General features: G+C 50.0%; 10 protein-coding genes. 4 read left to right on the top strand and 6 right to left on the bottom strand.

The features are described 5' to 3' along the window. Window positions 1–258 precede the first annotated feature (258 nt). The 5 genes from malQ to malE all read right to left on the bottom strand — a co-directional run bounded on the left by malQ (window position 259) and on the right by malE (window position 8,168). Complete coding sequence (gene malQ, locus RM811_RS12715) at window positions 259–2,460, bottom strand: 4-alpha-glucanotransferase (protein WP_402524782.1); 2,202 nt, start codon at window positions 2,458–2,460, stop codon at window positions 259–261. A 204-nt stretch (window positions 2,461–2,664) separates the two neighbouring features. Continuing rightward, window positions 2,665–3,801, bottom strand: a complete 1,137-nt coding sequence (locus tag RM811_RS12710; protein ID WP_402524780.1) for an ABC transporter ATP-binding protein — start codon at window positions 3,799–3,801, stop codon at window positions 2,665–2,667. 110 nt (window positions 3,802–3,911) lie between these two features. Further along, a complete protein-coding gene (malG, locus tag RM811_RS12705; protein WP_402524777.1) occupies window positions 3,912–4,802 on the bottom strand; it encodes a maltose ABC transporter permease MalG in 891 nt (296 codons plus the stop codon). A 465-nt stretch (window positions 4,803–5,267) separates the two neighbouring features. Further along, the gene (malF, locus tag RM811_RS12700; protein ID WP_402524774.1) at window positions 5,268–6,833 is read right to left on the bottom strand and encodes a maltose ABC transporter permease MalF; all 1,566 of its coding nucleotides are present in this window, start codon (window positions 6,831–6,833) and stop codon (window positions 5,268–5,270) included. 117 nt (window positions 6,834–6,950) lie between these two features. After that, a complete protein-coding gene (gene malE / locus RM811_RS12695; RefSeq protein WP_402524773.1) occupies window positions 6,951–8,168 on the bottom strand; it encodes a maltose/maltodextrin ABC transporter substrate-binding protein MalE in 1,218 nt (405 codons plus the stop codon). A gap of 562 nt (window positions 8,169–8,730) precedes the next feature. On the opposite strand from malE, the gene RM811_RS12690 reads away from it, so the two are divergent. Both RM811_RS12690 and glgB read left to right on the top strand, forming a co-directional pair. Continuing rightward, the gene (locus RM811_RS12690; protein ID WP_402524770.1) at window positions 8,731–11,187 is read left to right on the top strand and encodes a glycogen/starch/alpha-glucan phosphorylase; all 2,457 of its coding nucleotides are present in this window, start codon (window positions 8,731–8,733) and stop codon (window positions 11,185–11,187) included. A 21-nt stretch (window positions 11,188–11,208) separates the two neighbouring features. Then, window positions 11,209–13,425 (top strand): 1,4-alpha-glucan branching protein GlgB, encoded by a 2,217-nt coding sequence (gene glgB / locus RM811_RS12685; RefSeq protein WP_402524768.1) that lies wholly within the window; start codon window positions 11,209–11,211, stop codon window positions 13,423–13,425. On the opposite strand, the gene RM811_RS12680 is transcribed toward glgB, so the two are convergent. Continuing rightward, the gene (locus RM811_RS12680; protein WP_402524766.1) at window positions 13,398–14,411 is read right to left on the bottom strand and encodes a hypothetical protein; all 1,014 of its coding nucleotides are present in this window, start codon (window positions 14,409–14,411) and stop codon (window positions 13,398–13,400) included. The two genes, glgB and RM811_RS12680, sit on opposite strands and share 28 nt — an antisense overlap. A gap of 141 nt (window positions 14,412–14,552) precedes the next feature. On the opposite strand from RM811_RS12680, the gene glgX reads away from it, so the two are divergent. Both glgX and pgm read left to right on the top strand, forming a co-directional pair. Beyond that, window positions 14,553–16,721 (top strand): glycogen debranching protein GlgX, encoded by a 2,169-nt coding sequence (gene glgX, locus RM811_RS12675; RefSeq protein ID WP_402524763.1) that lies wholly within the window; start codon window positions 14,553–14,555, stop codon window positions 16,719–16,721. A 161-nt stretch (window positions 16,722–16,882) separates the two neighbouring features. Beyond that, window positions 16,883–18,522 (top strand): phosphoglucomutase (alpha-D-glucose-1,6-bisphosphate-dependent) (gene pgm / locus RM811_RS12670; protein WP_402524761.1); only part of this gene is annotated, 1,640 nt, incomplete at its 3' end.

Here is an 18,522-nt window from a genome sequence, read left to right as displayed (position 1 = left end):
AAAGATAAGACTGGCTGTTGCGAACAACGGATAACGGACGGCGGGCAGCGCTCTCCGACTCGTTCCCACGGTCCCCGTGGGAATGCATACGTAACTTGCCGTATGTCGCAGGACTATCAGATAGTCAGAAGTGAGGGGGGGGGCAACCTTACTCTCCCTGTTTAGTTTGTGGTGGGTGCGTATGCATTCCCACGCAGAGCGTGGGAACGAGGAATGTCTTTGTGTCTTTGTGTCTTTGTGTCTTTGTGGTTAGTCTTTTCAAGCTTTACGGATTAAGCCAAAGTTTGAGAAAAACGTCCGGTTGGCTTCACTGGCAAATATTTCGCTGATGGAGCGAGTCAGCTTGCGGCTCCAGTTGCGGTATTCGCTGCTGGTGCCGGGAACATTCACGGGCGTATCCAGCTCCAGCACATCTTCAAGCTGAAGAACGACAATTTTTGATGCGGTTTTACCCAGGTAATAATGAATTTTTTCCATCAAATCGCGGCTATAGCCCAGGGACTTCATATCACTGGGGTTTACGCCATAGGGCGTTTCGCCAATTTGCTGGAGTGTTTTCAGCAGCGCCAGCTTGTCTTCATGGCGTGCCGTTTTTTCCTGCTGTGTTTTGGCCGCGTCGTAGAAACCAAGACGCTGTCGTAAATCCAGGTCATTACAGTTCCACCAGGCCCGGAGCGTTGGAATATCATGGTTGGATATGCAGGTCATGGCACGGGGCTTGTATTTTTCCGGAGCAAGAAATTGATCTTTGGTTCTGGAAAACAGCACGACTTCATTGGAGTAACAGCGGGCGGGTGGTAATGCGGCTTCAATTTCCGGAGGTACGGTTCCCAGGTCTTCCCCAAAGATCAGGCAATGGTGTCTTGCACTTTCCAGCTTAATGATGCCCAGCAGGTCATGGAGCGGGTAGGTCACATAAACGCCATAGTCGGCGGTTTTATCCGGCGGACACCACCAGAGCCGGAATATAGCCATCACATGATCAATGCGCAGCGCCGCACAGTGTCGCATATTGGCCTGTACCATGGCGATAAACGGATCATAGGCCTGTTGCTGCAATCGCGCCGGGGAGAACGGCGGAAGCCCCCAGTTTTGTCCCTGGGGAGCCGCGCTATCCGGTGGTGCCCCGACACTGGCATCCAGCACATAACTATCCCGGTGGGCCCAGATATCCGCGCCTCCCCGGTCAACGCCAACGGCCAGGTCACGATAGATGCCCACACCCATGCCGGCGGCCCTGGCGGCCTGCTGGGCATCGGCAAGCTGTTGCTCGGCAAGCCATTGCAAATACATGTAAAAGCGAATGCGCTCTTTTGACTGGGCAATAAAACCCCGGACACTTGGGCTGTCGGGGTTCTGATAGTCAGCAGGCCAGCAGTTCCAGCCCCAGCTGTTAATGTCGCTGGCCCTGAAGTTTTCAAACAGGGTTTCATAGGTGGCCTGTAATTTCAGGTCGTCACCTTTTTGTTCGCAGTAATGGCCAAATTCCGTGGATCGGGATGACTGGTGCGCTTTGCTGTGTTTTTCAAAGTGCACAAAAGCCATTGCCAGAATGGCAAACTTCAATGCGGCTACCTGGTCGTATTCCACATGGGTGCTGTTCCTGGCTTCCTGCAATTGTCGCTGAAAATCATCACTGCCTACCCTCTGTTGTATATCTGCTGACTCGCGATACTCTTCAAGGGCGGTAATATCAATATAAAGCGGGTTGATGAAATTCCGGCTGGATGGGCTGTAGGGGCTGCAGTGCAGCGGATTGGCCGGGTAAAGTGAGTGGATTGGGTTAAGACCGACGATATCGGCACCTTGCTGCGCCAGTTCTGTGACCAGCTGTTTCAGGTCACCGAAATCCCCCATACCCCAGTTATTCTCTGAACGCAGCGTGTAAAGCTGTACGCTGACACCCCAGATTTTTTCGGTGGGCCCTGGCTGTTCATCACTCAGGATATCGGGTTCGTAGCAGGTTTGCGGGGCTACGATCAGGCGACACTGTTCTTGATGGGAGCCTTGGGTAAGGGTTAGCTGGTGGTAGCCGGTGGGAAGATCATCGGGCAGCGTGAAGAGCAGACGGATACGTTCCTGTTTGTCGACGGAAAGGCGATCCACTTCTGATAGATTAGCCAGATCAATCTTCAGTGGTATTGAACGACTGTCTTCCAGATGGATTTCACCTTTGATGGAGTCTTTGCGATACTTTTCATCGATCTGAATGGGCAGTGTAAAAGGTTGTCCATAGTGAACAACGTGAACCACTGGAATTAATGGTGACCACTGTTTTCTGAGAATGGTATCGATAGATGCCTGAATTTCCAGCGCATTACTGGCAGCAATCCCCATGGCTTTTAGCGCACTTATTTTGTATTCCGTTTCAATGGTTACCGGGTTACCGGCTGCATCAATGTAATGAGCTGGAATTCCACAGAGCTCTGCCAGAGCGTTAATCTGATTAATTTTGTGCATATTGCCCCTTGTGCCGCGCTTTGTGCAGTAGCGTTGCGCCCAGCGTCAGGCACTGTGCTTGTGGATGGTTCTGCATTCCCACGCAGAGCGTGGGAACGAGGTTATGCCCGCACCCCGCCGCCCGAAAAAGCTGGATCTGCTTGTGCTTGTGCTTGTGCTTTTGCGGACAGCGGACCACGGACAGCGGACAGCGGACCACGGCCTTTAGTGATCAATCTCCGGCGCCCGGGTTCTTTGAAAGGCATTACCGTTAGCATCAAAAAGATAGCAGTGCTCAGGTGCCAGCTCGACACGGATTTTTGCACCCTCTTCCCGGCGACGAGAGTCTTCTACCCGGACAATAAAATGCTCGCGAATGGTATCGTGGCTCATATAGATAAATGATTCCGCACCAAGACGTTCCAATGCTTCTATCCGGCCATCAACGGCATTACCGTTATCCGTTTCTGCCAGGGTATGTTCCGGCCGAATACCCAGCACCACACGGACACCAATATCTGCTTTGCTGGTATTCACACCGGCCTTGAGTTTTTCACCGGTGGTCAGGCGAATGAGGCTTTCCTCTTCACCGATTTTCTCAATCACACCGTTAAAAAAGTTCATCTTTGGGGAGCCAATAAACCCGGCGACAAAAAGGTTGGCAGGGTGATGGTAGAGCTCAAGTGGTTCGCCAACCTGCTCGAGGTTAGTTGCGGCACCCTGGGCCAGGGGGCTCAGAACGACGATTCTGTCCGCCAGTGTCATGGCCTCAACCTGGTCATGGGTGACATAAATTGAGGTGGTTTTCAATCGTCGGTGTATTCGTGAAATCTCCTGGCGCATCTGTACCCGCAGGGAAACATCAAGGTTGGACAAAGGCTCATCAAATAGAAAGACTCTGGGCTGCTGGACAATGGATCGGCCAATAGCGACCCGTTGTCGTTGACCTCCGGACAAGGCTTTGGGTTTTCGTTCCAGCAGGACCTGCAGTTGCAGGATTCTGGCCGCTTCATTCACCCTTTCATCAGTAACGCTCTTCTTCTCTTTGGCCAGTTTCATGCCAAATGCCATGTTTTCTGCAACCGACATATGTGGGTAAAGGGCATAGGACTGAAAAACCATCCCCACCCGTCGTTCATTGGGTGGCCAGTCGTTTACTTTTTCTCCATCAATATTCAGTTCACCATGGGTGATGTCTTCAAGGCCACAGATCATCCTCAGCAAAGTGGACTTGCCGCAGCCGGATGGGCCAATGAAGGCGATGAATTCCCCGAAGCCAATGTTCAGGTTGATGTCTTTCAGAGTCCAGGTTTTCCCCTGGTCATAACTTTTCGCAATGTTGACGAGTTTAACTTCTGCCATTGGATCACCTTTAAAAGAACGTTGTCCGCGGTCCGTTGTCCGTGATCCGAAAAAGCCGGGGGCGCTTACGCTTTTGCGGACAACGGACTGCGGACAACGGACTGCGGTTTTTAACCTTTGACGCCTCCCGAGGTCAGGCCGCCGACAATCCAGCGCTGGCAGGCGAGGAAAATGATGGTGATCGGAAGCCCGGAAAGAACGGCTGCAGCGGCGAAATCACCCCATAGATAATTCTGTGGATTCAAATACTGTCTTGAACCCACTGCCAGCGTGAGGTTATCCACGCTCTGCAACAGCACAGAGGCGACGGGGTATTCAGCAATGCCGGCGATAAATGCAAGGATGAAAACTACGGCTAAAATGGGCACTGAAAGTGGTAGAAGAACAAAGCGAAACGCCTGCCAGGGGGTTGCGCCATCAATAGCGGCTGCTTCTTCCAGAGAGTTATCAATGGTTTCAAAATACCCTTTGATCAGCCAGATATGCAGTGCCATTCCACCGAGGTAAGCAAGGGTTACTGAGCCCAGACTGTCGAGGCCAAGCCAGGGAATAAAGTCGCCGATCTGATCAAACAGGGAGTAGATAGCAACCAGTGCCAGAACCGCCGGAAACATCTGCAGGATCATCATGGCGGTGAGCATCTGTTGTTTAAAGCGAAAGCGCAGCCTGGCAAAAGCATAGGCGCCGGTTGTCGCCAGTATCAGTATTAGAGCCGAGCTGGTGATGGCGACCTTGATGGAGTTCCACAGCCAGGTCATTACCGGGAAAGGCGGTTGGGTAATTGAGCCATCGGCATTTTCCCAGGGTATTCCCAGTGCCAGATACCAGTGCTCAAGACTCGGGTTTTCCGGAATCAGTGATCCGGTGGCAAAGTTGCCGGTGCGCAGGGACACGGAGATGATCATGAAAAAAGGAAACAGGATCAGCAGCAGAAAAAGCCACATGACAATACGGGCGGTCCAGACCCGGTATTTCAGATCTCTTGGTTGCACCATTGCCATTGTGAAATCTCCTGTATGGCCCTGAAAGAAAAAAGCTTTACCACAAAGACACAAAGGCACGAAGAAGAGCTTTATGTCTTCAACTCGTTCCCACGCAGAGCGTGAGAACGAGTCTGTTAACTTTGTGCCTTTGACCTCGTTCCCACGCTCTGCGTGGGAATGCATACTGCGCCCACCGCCCACCACAAACGAAATGACCAGAGTGAAACTCCGGAACACCTGGGAGGCTGTCCGAGAATGCCTCGTTTCCACACGTTGCAACTACGGACTATCGGACATATGGCCAGTCCCGTATGTATTACCACGCAGAGCGTGGGAACGAGACCTGGCTCTAAAAGAAAAAAGCTTCACCACAAAGACACAAAGGCACGAAGAAGAGCTTTATGTCTTGAAGTCGTTCCCACGCAGAGCGTGAGAACGAGTCTGTTAACTTTGTGCCTTTGTGTCTTTGTGGTTCAAAAAAACTCACTGCAATCGTCGTGTAGCCTTGAGGTTGGCCCAGGCAATAAATCCCACCATAAAAAATATCACCGTCGCAATCGCCGATGCCAGACCATAATCCTGACCATAGGAACCAAACGCGATTCGGAAGGTATAACTCACCAGAATATCAGTGGCTCCTGCCGGAGTGGTGGCATGCAGCATATCGGGACCACCGGCAGTTAACAGGGCAATCAGAACCAGGTTGTTAAAATTAAAGGCAAAGCTGGCTATCAATAGTGGGATCAGCGGCTTGATGATCATGGGAAGGGTGATATGAAAAAGATTCTGCACCGGTGTCGCCCCATCAATAGCCGACGCTTCGTAGAGGTCTTCCGGAACACTTTTTAACAGACCAATGCAGAGAATCATCATATAGGGATAGCCAAGCCAGGTGTTGACCATGATGACCATGGACTTGGCCAGCAGCTCATTACTGAACCACTCGGGTTTAACATCAAAGAGCAGCTCCAGAAGCAGGTTGATCTCGCCAAAATTCTGATTGAACAGGCCCCGAAAAATTAATATGGAGATAAAAGCGGGGACGGCATAGGGAAGGATCAGCAATAGACGGTAAACCCCATTCCCTTTGAGCGGTTCCCATTGCACCAGGCAGGACATCAATAAACCGATGATCAGGGTGAACACCACGGACAGGCCAGAAAAAATAACGGTCCAGGAAAATATTTTCAGGAAAGGCCCCTGAATACCGGGGTCAGTGAAGACTCTGGTGAAATTATCCCAGCCGGTATAAACGGTAAAGCCGGGGGCAATCTGCTCAGAACCATCCTCATTGCTGTAATACCCCGTAGCCATATCCGGGTAGATGGCTTCTCCGGTTCGGTTATCGATCAGGCCATAGTCTTGCGAAGGGTACAGGTGGTCAACATGATCATCTGGCCGGTAAATTTTGGCAATGGCGCCAAACTTTCTCAGGCTGGTCATGGCCAGCTCGGTCCCGTCGGGGAGATGAATATCCAGCTGCTCAATAGTCTTGCGTTTTTTAATGATCGTCCGCAGGGGTAATTCAGCGCCGGTTGGTGGCTGCACAGAAATCCGGGCTTTCAGCTCAAGGGGTTTGCCGGTTTCAGCAAAGGGGTCGGTGACATACTGTACTTTTTCGGCATCGCCGGCATCAGGGCTGATCAGCATAAGACGGTAATCGGCGCCCTGCTGATACATTTTAAAGGTGAATGATTCACCACCGGTTCGCCAGGTTTTGGCCAGATGAATGGCCCGAACACGCTCAAGGGAAAGCAGATTATTGGAGCCGTAGTTGGTAAAAGCGACATTAACCGTGTAAATCAACGGGAAGACAATAAAGGTGACCATCCCCAGCAGACTGGGGTAAACATAACGATAGTTATACCCCTTCCGGCTGATGAAAACCCAGGAACCTGCAGCAGCAAGCAGCAATACCAGAATGGCAAAGGCCAGCTCACCCTGGGCATACATCAAGGTCACACCGTATAAAAGTACCAGGTCAATAACGGCAACGATGGCTATCACCAGGCAAGCCCGGGGACATCTGGCTAATCTTGATGTGCTCATGAAGTGCTGGCCTCTCAATTTACTAACGTTGTCCGCCTCCCGCCTCCCTCCGCCCGAAAAAGCCGGGCTCGCTTGCGCTTTTGCGGGCAGCGGGTAGCGGACAGCGGTCTTAAAGGTTCAGCCGGAAATCCTCTTGGCTGCGTCGTTTAACGCGGCACGATATTCCTGCCGGCCACTGGTAATGTTGCGAAGCGCTGTCTCCATGGCAGACCAGAATTTGCCCATTTCCGGAACATTGGGCATGATCAGGCCCTGTTCAACATTCTGATAAGTGGCGGCGATGCGAGGGTCTTTCATCAGCTTTTTCATCATCGCCATGTTGGCAACGGCACCGAGGGGTACATCATTGTTCATGGTGGTCAGGCCCTCTTCAGTGAGCAGATAGTTTTCAAGAAACTCTTTGGCAAGGGATTTGTTCGGGCTGGCATTATTCAGGGCGGCTCCCCACACGCCCACAAAGGCTTTTGCCGGTTTTCCATTAAGTGTGGGCAGTGGGGCAACACCATAATTCATTTTGTTCTTGTCCAGATTTGCCCAGGCCCACGGGCCGGTGATCATCATGGCGACTTTCTGCTTGTTGAAATTAGCTTCCATCACCCCATAATCCACTCCCCGGGGCATAACGCCTTTATCAATCAGTTCCACCAGCATTTTAGCGCCATCCATTGCACCCTGGTCGTTTACCCCGGTTTTTTTAACGTCATACCCTGTCGCGGTTTTCTGGAAAACATAGCCGCCATCTGCCGCCAGAAGTGGCATGGTGAAATAAGGCTGAACCTGATCCCACATAATCGTGGTAATGCCTTTTTCTTTTTTCTTATTGGGAACTGGGTGTTGCTTCAGCTTCTTGGCCAGCGGGAACATTTCTTCAAATGATTTGGGAGGCTTTGGCAGAATATTTTTGTTGTAGATAAGGCTGATTGCCTCCAGGGAAACGGGGTAGCCGTAAATTTTTCCATTACTGGTCATGGCTTCCCAGCCAATGTTATTCACCCCTTTCTTAAATTCTCGTGAAGGGTTAACGGCAGCAAGCAGACCGCTTCTTGCCCATTCTCCATATCGGTCGTGAGCCCAGAAAACAATATCCGGGCCGCTGCCGGAAGCAGCGGCTTGCTGAAAGCGGTCTGTGATATTTTCAGGAATTTCTACCTTAACTTTTATTTCTGTATCTTTTGTGAATTTTTTACCGACCTTGCGTATGCCTTCATAGGCTTTGTCTCCCCCGACCCATATCACCAGTTCATCAGAGTTGAAAGCAGGCGCGTTACCCGCTGAGATCAGCGATAAGGCGGTTATAAAAAGAAGAAAGAGTTGCTTGATTAGTGTGCGGATCATTTCTGATTTCTCCGGATAGGCTACGAACGGCTCTTCAAACTGGCGTAGTCAGTCGGTAGGGGACGATTGGTGGATCCAAAAAACGCCGTTTAAAAAACGATGTTCGGTTTTCAGGAAATAACTGCGTTGAATACTGATCAATAATAATCGCTGTTTATGACTATGCCAGTGAGATTATTCAAACCATGGTTGTTTCGGCCAATTGGTTATTAAAATTATTTTTCTAATAAAATATACATCGTTGATAGTTTATTTTATTAAGGTTGATTCGTCGTTTTTATATAAAAGGGTTATTTGGTGCTGTTTTATCTCCCGGTGTTTTATTTTCAAGATGTGTGTAGCTGGAAAAAAGCAGACAAAACTACTCCAAATCAGGTTGAGCCAACTATAACTAATATTACTCTTTTTCCCGCTGAGAGCTGGAACCCTCTTTAATTTGTACCTGTTCCCCGGCTGTATATTCTCTGGTTATGTCTGCTCAAGCCAATTCGTATGACTGCATTACTGATCAAATTCATCACATGGATACGGGCTGCCTGGGCTGTAAGCGAGCGTGTTTGTTATGAGTAGAATGAATGTCGATCTGAGTTCCGCACGTAATATGGATACTGTTCAGGTTGAACAGGAGATTCGTCGCCATCTTGAACAGTCTCTTGGTGTTGAGCCTGATGAAGCGACGCCAGGAGATTACTGGGAAGCTCTCAGCCTGTTGGTTCGGGAGATAAATCTGGACCGGATACGAAACACTCGTCGGGGTGAAAAAAACGACGGTGTACGAAGAGTTTATTACCTGTCGCTGGAATTCCTTGTGGGCCGGCTACTGGGAAACAATCTTCATAATCTGGGTATTTATCATCAGGTTGAAAAGGCGATGGTCGGTTTTGGTGTGAATATTTCTGACGTACTGGAATATGAAACGGACCCCGCTCTTGGTAATGGTGGCCTTGGTCGACTGGCTGCCTGCTTCCTTGATTCACTGACAACACTCAATGTTCCTGCTTTTGGTTATGGTATCAATTATCGCTTTGGTCTTTTTAAACAAGGTTTTGTGGGCGGTAAACAGGTAGAAGGTCCTGATGCCTGGCGGGAGGATGGTTTTCCATGGGGGATTGAAAGAGCCAAACGAAAGCAGGTGGTTCGCCTGTATGGACGGGTAAGGGAGGTGGATGGCAACGCTCTCTGGGAGGATACTCAGGAAGTGCTTGGTGTGCCCTGGGATCTTCCGGTAACCGGTTATAACACGGACAGGGTAAATACTTTACGTTTGTGGGAGGGCAGGGCTACAGAGGGATTTGATCTGAGTAGCTTTGATGCCGGGCGTTATCAGGATTCCAGATTTCGCGAGATCCTTGCAGAAAACATCAGTCAGGTGTTGTATCCCAATGACAGTCATCCCGAAGGAAAAGAGCTTCGGTTGATTCAACAGTACTTCTTTGTCGCCTGTTCCCTGGCGGATCTGATTGTCCGATATAAGCGCGAGCATGAAGGATGGGGGCAGTTTACTGCGAAAGTAGTTATGCAGTTGAATGATACGCACCCGGCCATTGCGGTGCCGGAGTTGATGCGTATCCTGATGGATGAGGAAGATTTTGTTTTTACCAAAGCTCTGGATATCTGTCGCAGCGTGTTCTGCTACACCAACCATACGCTGTTGCCGGAAGCACTGGAAACCTGGCCCCAGGGGTTGATTGCCCGGGTGCTGCCCAGACATATGCAGCTGATTCATAAGATCAATGATCATTTCCTGTCTAAAGAGGTGGAAGCCCAGTGGCCCGGCGACCATCAGATGAAACGACGACTGTCTATTATTCAGGAGCCTGGTGATCCAAAAGAGCCCCAGATGGTGCGTATGGCCTACCTTTCCGTGATTGGCAGCCAGAAGGTGAACGGTGTCGCTGCCCTGCACTCCAGACTGGTGAAAGAGCAGCTGTTTCCTGAGTTTGATGAGCTTTGGCCCGGGAAACTGGTCAATATCACCAATGGTGTAACGCCAAGACGGTGGCTGGCAATTTGTAACCCTGAGCTTGCAGCGTTAATCAATCAAACACTAAAAGGCGACTGGCAAAGTGATCTTGCCCTGCTGAACGAGTTAAAGGTCTGGGCTGATGATCCGGAGTTTCAGAAAAAATTTGCCCGGATCAAGCTGGATAACAAACAGGCGCTGGCGAAAGTCATTGATGAACTGTGCGGAGTAAAAGTAAACCCGGATGCGATCTTTGATGTACAGATAAAACGCCTCCATGAATACAAACGACAACAGCTGAATCTTTTACATATTATGGCTGTTTATCGTCGACTGCTGGACAATCCGGATCTGGATGTTCCTCTCCGGGTGTTTATCTTTGGCGCGAAAGCTGCACCGGGTTATGTGGTGGCAAAAAATATTATCTATGCCATCAACCGTGTGGCAGACAGGGTAAATAATGATCGTCGGATAAGGGATAAACTGAAGGTTGTTTTTCTGCCCAATTATCGAGTCAGTCTGGCGGAAAAAATCATTCCTGCAGCGGATGTTTCTGAACAGATCTCTACCGCAGGCTTTGAGGCCTCCGGCACCGGCAATATGAAGCTGGCGCTTAACGGTGCTTTGACCATAGGAACCATGGATGGCGCCAATGTAGAAATTGCTGAGGAAGTGGGTGACGATAATATTTTCATTTTTGGCAAGACCGTAGAAGAGGTCAGTGATCTGCGTCAAAGAGGCTATCATCCGAGGGATATTTATCAGCACAATGAAGAGCTGAAAGCGGTAATAGACTGGCTGGCATCCGGTGATCTGAGCCCCGAAGAGCCCGATGCATTTCGTCCTCTGGTCGAATCTTTGCTTGATTCTGATTACTTCCTGACACTGGCTGACTACCAGTCCTACAGTGATGCCCATGAGCAGGTCATCAAGGCATGGAAGAATCCATCGCACTGGTGGCGGATGGCCATTATGAACACCGCTTCCATGGGTAAATTTTCTTCTGACCGGTCCATTGTCGACTATTGTAAAACCATCTGGAATATAGGGGTTTAACGGTGATGATGGGAGCTGGTTGTGGCAGATGCTCTTAAAAATATCCGGATCGATTCAGACAGCTGGGACACCCTGCTGGATGACTTGCTGAATACTCGCTGTGCGAGGCCGTTTGATTTGCTTGGCTGGCATCCTGCCAGGAATGGCAGTGGACAGTTATTAAGAATATGGCGGCCCGATGCCGTCCGGGTTGAGGTGGTTGATGAGCTCAGTGGTTGTCGTCATGGTGATGCCGTTGGTATCGCCCCGGGGCTGTTTGAGTTGATATTGTCCGGTAGCTCAGAAGTGTTTGCTTATCATCTTCTGGTTACCAATGCTCAAAGTCATCAATTTCCGGTTCATGATCCTTATCAGTTTGCCAGTGTCTGTGGTACAGAGCCTGGGATCAGGCATTACTGGCTGCACCATTCACTGGGCGCTCATAAGTTCTCTGCGACTATCTCTGGTCATAACTATCATGGCGTGATGTTTCGCCTTTATGCCCCCCATGCCCGCAGTGTCAGTGTTATTGGCTCTTTTAATCACTGGGATGGTCGGCTGCATCAGATGGCAAGTAGCGAAAACGGCATCTGGCGTCTGTTTATCCCGGACGTTAAAGAGGGGGATCTGTATAAATTTGAACTGAAGGATCAGAGAGGGCAGCTTCTGCCCCATAAGGCGGATCCATTTTCAGCCTTTGCAGAACAGCCGCCGGGGAATGCATCCATCGTTTATGACCCTGAACGCTATCAGTGGCAGTGCAGGGAGTGGCATCAACATCAGGGGTTGGATCGCCCGGTCAGTATCTATGAAGTTCATCCGGGCTCCTGGCGAAAAGGAAAGGGTGGTGAGCTTTTGGGGTATGGCGAGCTGGCTCAGGAATTAGTGCCGTATATTAAAAATATGGGGTTTACCCATGTTGAATTTCTTCCTTTGCATGAGCACCCTTTTACCGGCTCATGGGGGTATCAGCCGGTAGGTTTGTTTGCGCCCACCAGCCGTTATGGCAATCCAGATGAACTGAAAGCATTGATTGATCAATTTCATAAAGCGGGTATCGGCGTCATTCTGGATTGGGTACCGGCACATTTCCCTTCAGACAATCATGGCCTTGCTCATTTTGATGGTTCTCATCTTTTTGAGTATGCAGATCCCCAAAGAGGATGGCACCCGGACTGGCAGACGCTTATCTATAACTACGGCAGCTCCATGGTCAGGAATTTTCTGATCAGCAACGCGCTGTTCTGGTTTGAGCAGTTTCATGTGGATGGTTTGCGGGTGGATGCTGTGGCTTCCATGCTCTATCTCGATTACTCAAGGGGAGAGGGTGAGTGGGAGCCTAATGTGTTTGGGGGTAATGAGCATCTGGAAGCCGTTCAGTTTATCAAGGAGTTGAATGAAGCAGTCTATCAGAATTACCCGGATGCCATGGTGATTGCTGAAGAGTCAACCAGCTGGCCTGGTGTCTCCATGCCTACTTACGACAATGGACTTGGATTTGGTTATAAGTGGAATATGGGATGGATGCATGACACATTAAACTATATGTGCCGATATCCGGAGCATCGTCGCTACCATCATGACCAGATTTTATTCAGCATGGTTTACAACTACAGTGAGCACTTTATCCTTCCTCTGTCGCATGATGAAGTGGTTCATGGGAAAGGAACCTTACTGAGTCGCATGCCTGGTGATGAATGGCAGCAGTTTGCCAACCTTCGTGCCCTGTATGGTTTTATGTTCGGGCATCCGGGCAAAAAACTATTGTTTATGGGAGCTGAACTGGGCTCTCGACGTGAATGGAACCATGATGGTCAGCTGGACTGGTTTCTGCTGGAAGAGAGTGAGTATTCCCGCGGCTTAAATGTCATGGTCAGGGAGTTGAACGGCTGCTACCAGTCGTTACCTGCGCTCTGGCAGTCTGACTACGATACAGAAGGCTTTCAATGGCTGGTCACTGATGATGATTCCCAGTCAGTGATAGCCTTCAGCCGGCATACCTTTAATGCCCCACCGGTGGTGGTGATCTGCAATTTCACCCCGGTGGTTCGGCATCACTACCGCTTAGGCGTGCCAGAAGCGGGTACCTGGAAAGAAGTCTTTAATACGGACAGCCTTGAGTTCGGTGGTAGTGGTGTGGTTAATCCATCATCTTTAACAGCGGAACCCCTACTGCCCATGCATCATCAGATGTATTCACTGGAATTGACTCTGCCTCCTTTAGCGATGGTTTATTTATGTCGGGTGGCAGGATGTTGAGATTGAAGATGACCGGATACTGGGCTCACAGGATTCTGCGGTGGTGATTTGAATGCATTTAAGTTAATTGCCAGCCACTCTGACTTACGCCCTTGTTCGTTCAACCAATGAACAGCCTGGTAACTTTTATCGTCTGCCTCCAATACAAGTAATTGCGCGGCCAGGGAGCCAATATGATTCAAGATGTTCGGCTTACCCTCCAGTTTTAAATAAAAATACATTAAATGTGAATTATAATAACCTGGTTGAAAAATATCTTGTTGATTGGTTAAGCATGAAACATCATTTGCAACCTGCCTTAAAAAGTCAGCTAACCCTGAATGAATCCAAACTAAACCGACATACGCATAAGTGTTTAAACTACAATCACTGGCTACTTGTCTCAATCTGTTTGATGTTATGTCTTCAGGGGGATGATTCTGTGGGGCTGGGGTCAATGTCGGATGCGACATATTGAAAGAATCCTGTCCCGCTACGGCAACTGGACTGATATTCTGCCCGCAGCCATCGAAAGAATCCTGTCCCGCTACGGCAACTGGACTGATATTCTGCCCGCAGCCATCTGCTGTCTGGCTTCTGGGGTCAGCTGTCTTATGTGAAACAGATTGAGTGTAAACAATCCACACTGGCATGGCGGTTGGACCGCTATGCTGACAGCGGTCATCTGCTGGCTGGCCTCTGGATTCAATCGTATTATGTGAAACAGGTTGATTGAGATAACTCTGTCCCTCCATGGCAGCTGCACTGGCGTTCTGCCAGTAATTTCCACTATCGTTGATGCTCTCTCGACCCATACTGGGTGAGGGGTGGGGGGGCACAGTCATGCGAGTAGTATTCATAGAGGTGACTTTACGTTGAGAGGATTGCCCTCTCCCTTCTGCTTGCCATTGTTCCTGTGGGGATTGCTGCCCTTGTTCCTGTTGGAGCTGCTGTGGATAGGCAAGCTGTGGATAGGCATAATTGTTGCCGGGACCTTGTAATGGCATAGATTGCTTCCTGTTTTGTCAATTAAAGAGGGAAGCGTAGTCAAGGCAGTTGCAACCCACTAAAACAAAATACTGTAGTAGTTATTGCCAGAGAATCAAATTAAGATTCAGCTCTCTTAATGTGTTGATATTTTCAGATTCATGAACCAGTCACAAAAAACTACAGAATTGTTTGGCCCGGGGAGTTGTCACCACCTGGGCGCTAATTTTCTTGATCAGCAGTTTCACCGGGTGGACTCTGCTTCGGCCACCGGTGTGAACTTTGCCGTTTACGCACCGGAAGCGTCGGCCATGATGCTCAGCCTGTTTGACAGTTCGGGTATTGAGCAGCGTTTACCGATGTATGGCCCGGAAAAAGATATCTGGCATGTCTTTGTCGATGGAGTAAAGGAAGGGCAGGCTTATGGCTTTCGGGCAGATGGTCGCTGGGCTCCAAATGAGGGTTTGCGGTTTAATATTAACCAGCTATTGGTGGATCCTTATGCCCGGGAGGTCAAAGGGGGCATTAACTGGCAGCCAGCGGTTTACGACTACTCAGGTAAAGAACGAAATAGCTGGTTGTTTAATGAACAGGATAATGGTCATCTAATCCCCAAGTCGGTGGTGCGGGATGATCAGTTTGACTGGCAGTCCGTTACCAGCCCTGAGCTTGCCCATGAGCAAAGCATTATCTATGAAGCGCATTTAAAGGGCTTTACCCGACAGCATCCGGATATTCCTGAGGAACTCAGGGGAACCTACCTGGGGATGTGCCACCCGGTGGTTATTGATTACCTTAAAGCCCTTGGCATTAATACGCTTGAACTGCTGCCGGTCACCAGCTTTCTCAGTGAACCAAGACTCAGGAAACTTGGCCTGAAGAACTACTGGGGCTATAACCCGCTCTGCTTTATGGCGCCAGAGCCATCTTATGCCATTAGTGACCCGGTGAACGAATTAAAGACAATGGTTCGTGAATTGCATCGTGCCGGAATTCGGGTGGTGATGGATGTGGTTTACAACCATACCTGTGAAGCGGGCTCCGATGGCCCAAGTCTTAGCCTGAGAGGTTTGGCAGAGAAGGATTACTACCTGCTGGATCATCATGGCGGCCACCTGGTCACGACCAACTACAGTGGCTGCGGTAATACCCTGAATTTTGACTCGCCTCAGACCATCAAGCTGGTGATGGACAGCCTGCGGTACTGGGTGGAACAGTACCAGATTGACGGTTTCCGTTTTGATCTGGCGACCATCATGGCGCGCCGTAACCGCAAGTTTGACCCCCGCAGTCCATTGATGCAGGCCATATTTCAGGATCCGGTGCTGTCAAGACGACAGATGATTGCTGAACCCTGGGATATCGGACCCGATGGTTATCGTCTGAAAGGTTTTCCCCGGGACTGGCATGAATGGAACGACCGCTGTCGTAATGGCCTGCGGGCTTTCTGGCGAGGCGATAAGGATCAGGTGGTTGATCTGGCCTGGCGTCTGACCGGCTCCAGAGATTTTTTTGGTGATCAGCGACCGGTGGGCAGTATTAACTATATCTGCAGTCACGATGGTTTTACCCTGAATGACCTGGTCGCCTATGAGCACCGTCATAATATGGCCAATGGTGAGGGTAACCGGGATGGTGACCAGCATAATCTCTCCTGGAATTATGGGGTTGAAGGAGCTGCCGATGATCCGGTTGTTCGTAAGCTCAGACTTCGTGTACGTCGAAACCTGCTGACCACGCTGATGTTTTCCCGAAGCATTCCCATGTTTATGGCGGGAGATGAGTTTGGTAACAGCCAGCATGGCAATAACAATGCCTATTGTCAGGATAATCCTGTTGGCTGGGTGGACTGGTCGTGGCTGAAGGCTGAGCTCGATAATAGTAGTGAGAATCATGATGGAGCTGATCTGCAGCAGTTCACGTCGCAGTTGATCCATTTACGTAAATCAGAGCCATTGCTGGGCGTTCATTATAAGACAGTGGATGATCATGGTCGCGGCGCTCAGAGGCACAGTGCTGAACTTGAGTGGTATAACGCCCAGGGAATTCCACTGACGGCAGCAATGCTGCCCGATGAGCGAGGGCGCACTCTGGTTATGAGATATCGTTGCCCACAAAACAGCCAGCCCTGTCTGGTATTACTGATAAATAATGAGGCTGACGCCCGAAAATTTAATTTACCCGACACGGATCATCCGGTTCGCTGGCAGCGAATTTTATCCACAGACCTGGAGAACACTGAGGCATTCCAGGAAAAGATGGTATTGAACCCGGGTTGGTATGAAGTTGCCGATCACAGCATAGTTGTAATCCGAGAACTGGTTGGCTGATTAGGAATGATCCGGGGCGAGGTTGAAAAATCGCGCATTATTGCGTACGTAAAACTCGATGTTTTATTAGTAATAACCGGCAATGCATCCGTATAAAATAGCCGGTATTGTTAGCACTTTCGTTTACTTTCAGACTGCCAATTTATTATTGAGGTACCGACATGCACCCGCTCGCAGGCCAACCCGCAACCGATGACCTTCTGGTTAATATCCCACGGCTGGTGAGTGACTACTACACAGTCAGCCCTGATCTGGCAGAGAGCAGTCAGCGTGTGGCCTTCGGTACATCAGGCCATCGCGGTAGCTCTTTCAGTGGCTCTTTTAATGAAGCGCATATCCTGGCTGTCAGCCAGGCGATCTGTGAATATCGCCGTGCCCGGGGAATAGAAGGTCCGATTTTTGTTGGTATGGATACCCATGCCCTGTCTGAACCGGCATTAATCAGTGCCGTTGAAGTATTTGCCGCCAATGACCTTGATATCATGATTGATCAGGGTCGTGGCTATACACCAACGCCGGTTATTTCCCACGCTATTGTCAGCCATAATCGCAGTCACGACAGACGGGCCGATGGTGTGGTGATTACGCCTTCACATAATCCTCCGGAAGATGGCGGTATTAAATACAATCCTCCCCATGGTGGCCCTGCTGACGGCGATGTTACCGGCTGGATTGAGCAGCGAGCCAATGAACTGATTGCCGATAATCTTTCCGGTGTTAACCGGATATCTTTCGATCAGGCTCTCAGATCCGGTAAGGTTCATAAATACGACTACGTTACACCTTATGTGTCTGATCTTGAAAATGTGCTGGATATGGAAGCCATTGCCGGCGCAAAACTGAAGATTGGTGTTGATCCGCTGGGTGGCTCAGGCCTGCATTTCTGGGAGCCCATTGCTGAGCGCTATGGCCTTGATCTGACGCTGGTCAGCAAGAAAATTGATCCAACGTTTTCTTTTATGCACCTCGATAAGGATGGCAGGATCCGTATGGACTGCTCATCCGCTTCTGCCATGGCCGGGCTGATTAATCTCAAGGATGATTTTGATATTGCTTTCGGTAATGACCCGGACTTTGACCGTCACGGCATTGTAACCCGCGGTCATGGGTTGTTGAATCCAAACCATTTTCTTGCGGTCTCTATCCAGTATCTCTATACCCACCGTCCTCAATGGAAGGAAAGTGTCACCATCGGTAAGACACTGGTTTCCAGTGCCATGATTGATCGTGTGGCTAAAGGCCTTGGTCGTACAGTTACCGAAGTGCCGGTTGGTTTCAAGTGGTTTGTCGATGGCCTTTCGGCGGGCACCATGGCGTTTGGTGGCGAAGAGAGTGCCGGGGCCAGCTTCCTGCGCCGTGATGGCAAGACCTGGTGTACTGATAAGGATGGTTTCATCATGGCGCTTCTGGCTGCTGAAATTACGGCAGTCACCGGTCGCGATCCGGGCGAGCATTATCAGGAACTGACCCGTAAATACGGTGCTCCGGTTTATCAGCGTCTGGATGCCCCGGCGAATGATGCTCAAAAGAAAGTATTGTCAGCTCTGAGTCCGGAACAGGTCACAGCGGAAAAACTGGCGGGAGATCCCATTACCGCCCGATTGACTCATGCTCCGGGTAATGGCGCAGCGATCGGTGGTCTGAAAGTCGTGACGGATCGTGGCTGGTTTGCCGCAAGACCTTCCGGAACCGAAGCGGTCTACAAGATTTATGCAGAAAGCTTTGAGGGGAAAGAGCATCTTTCCCAACTGCAAAGTGAAGCTCAGGAGATTGTCGCTGAAGTCTTTAAGGCTAATGGCGT

The sequence above is a fragment of the Endozoicomonas sp. genome (genome assembly GCF_031844845.1).
Taxonomy (GTDB): domain Bacteria; phylum Pseudomonadota; class Gammaproteobacteria; order Pseudomonadales; family Endozoicomonadaceae; genus Endozoicomonas.
Note: the sequence above shows the minus strand (reverse complement) of the source record. Positions and strands in the feature narration are given on the sequence as shown.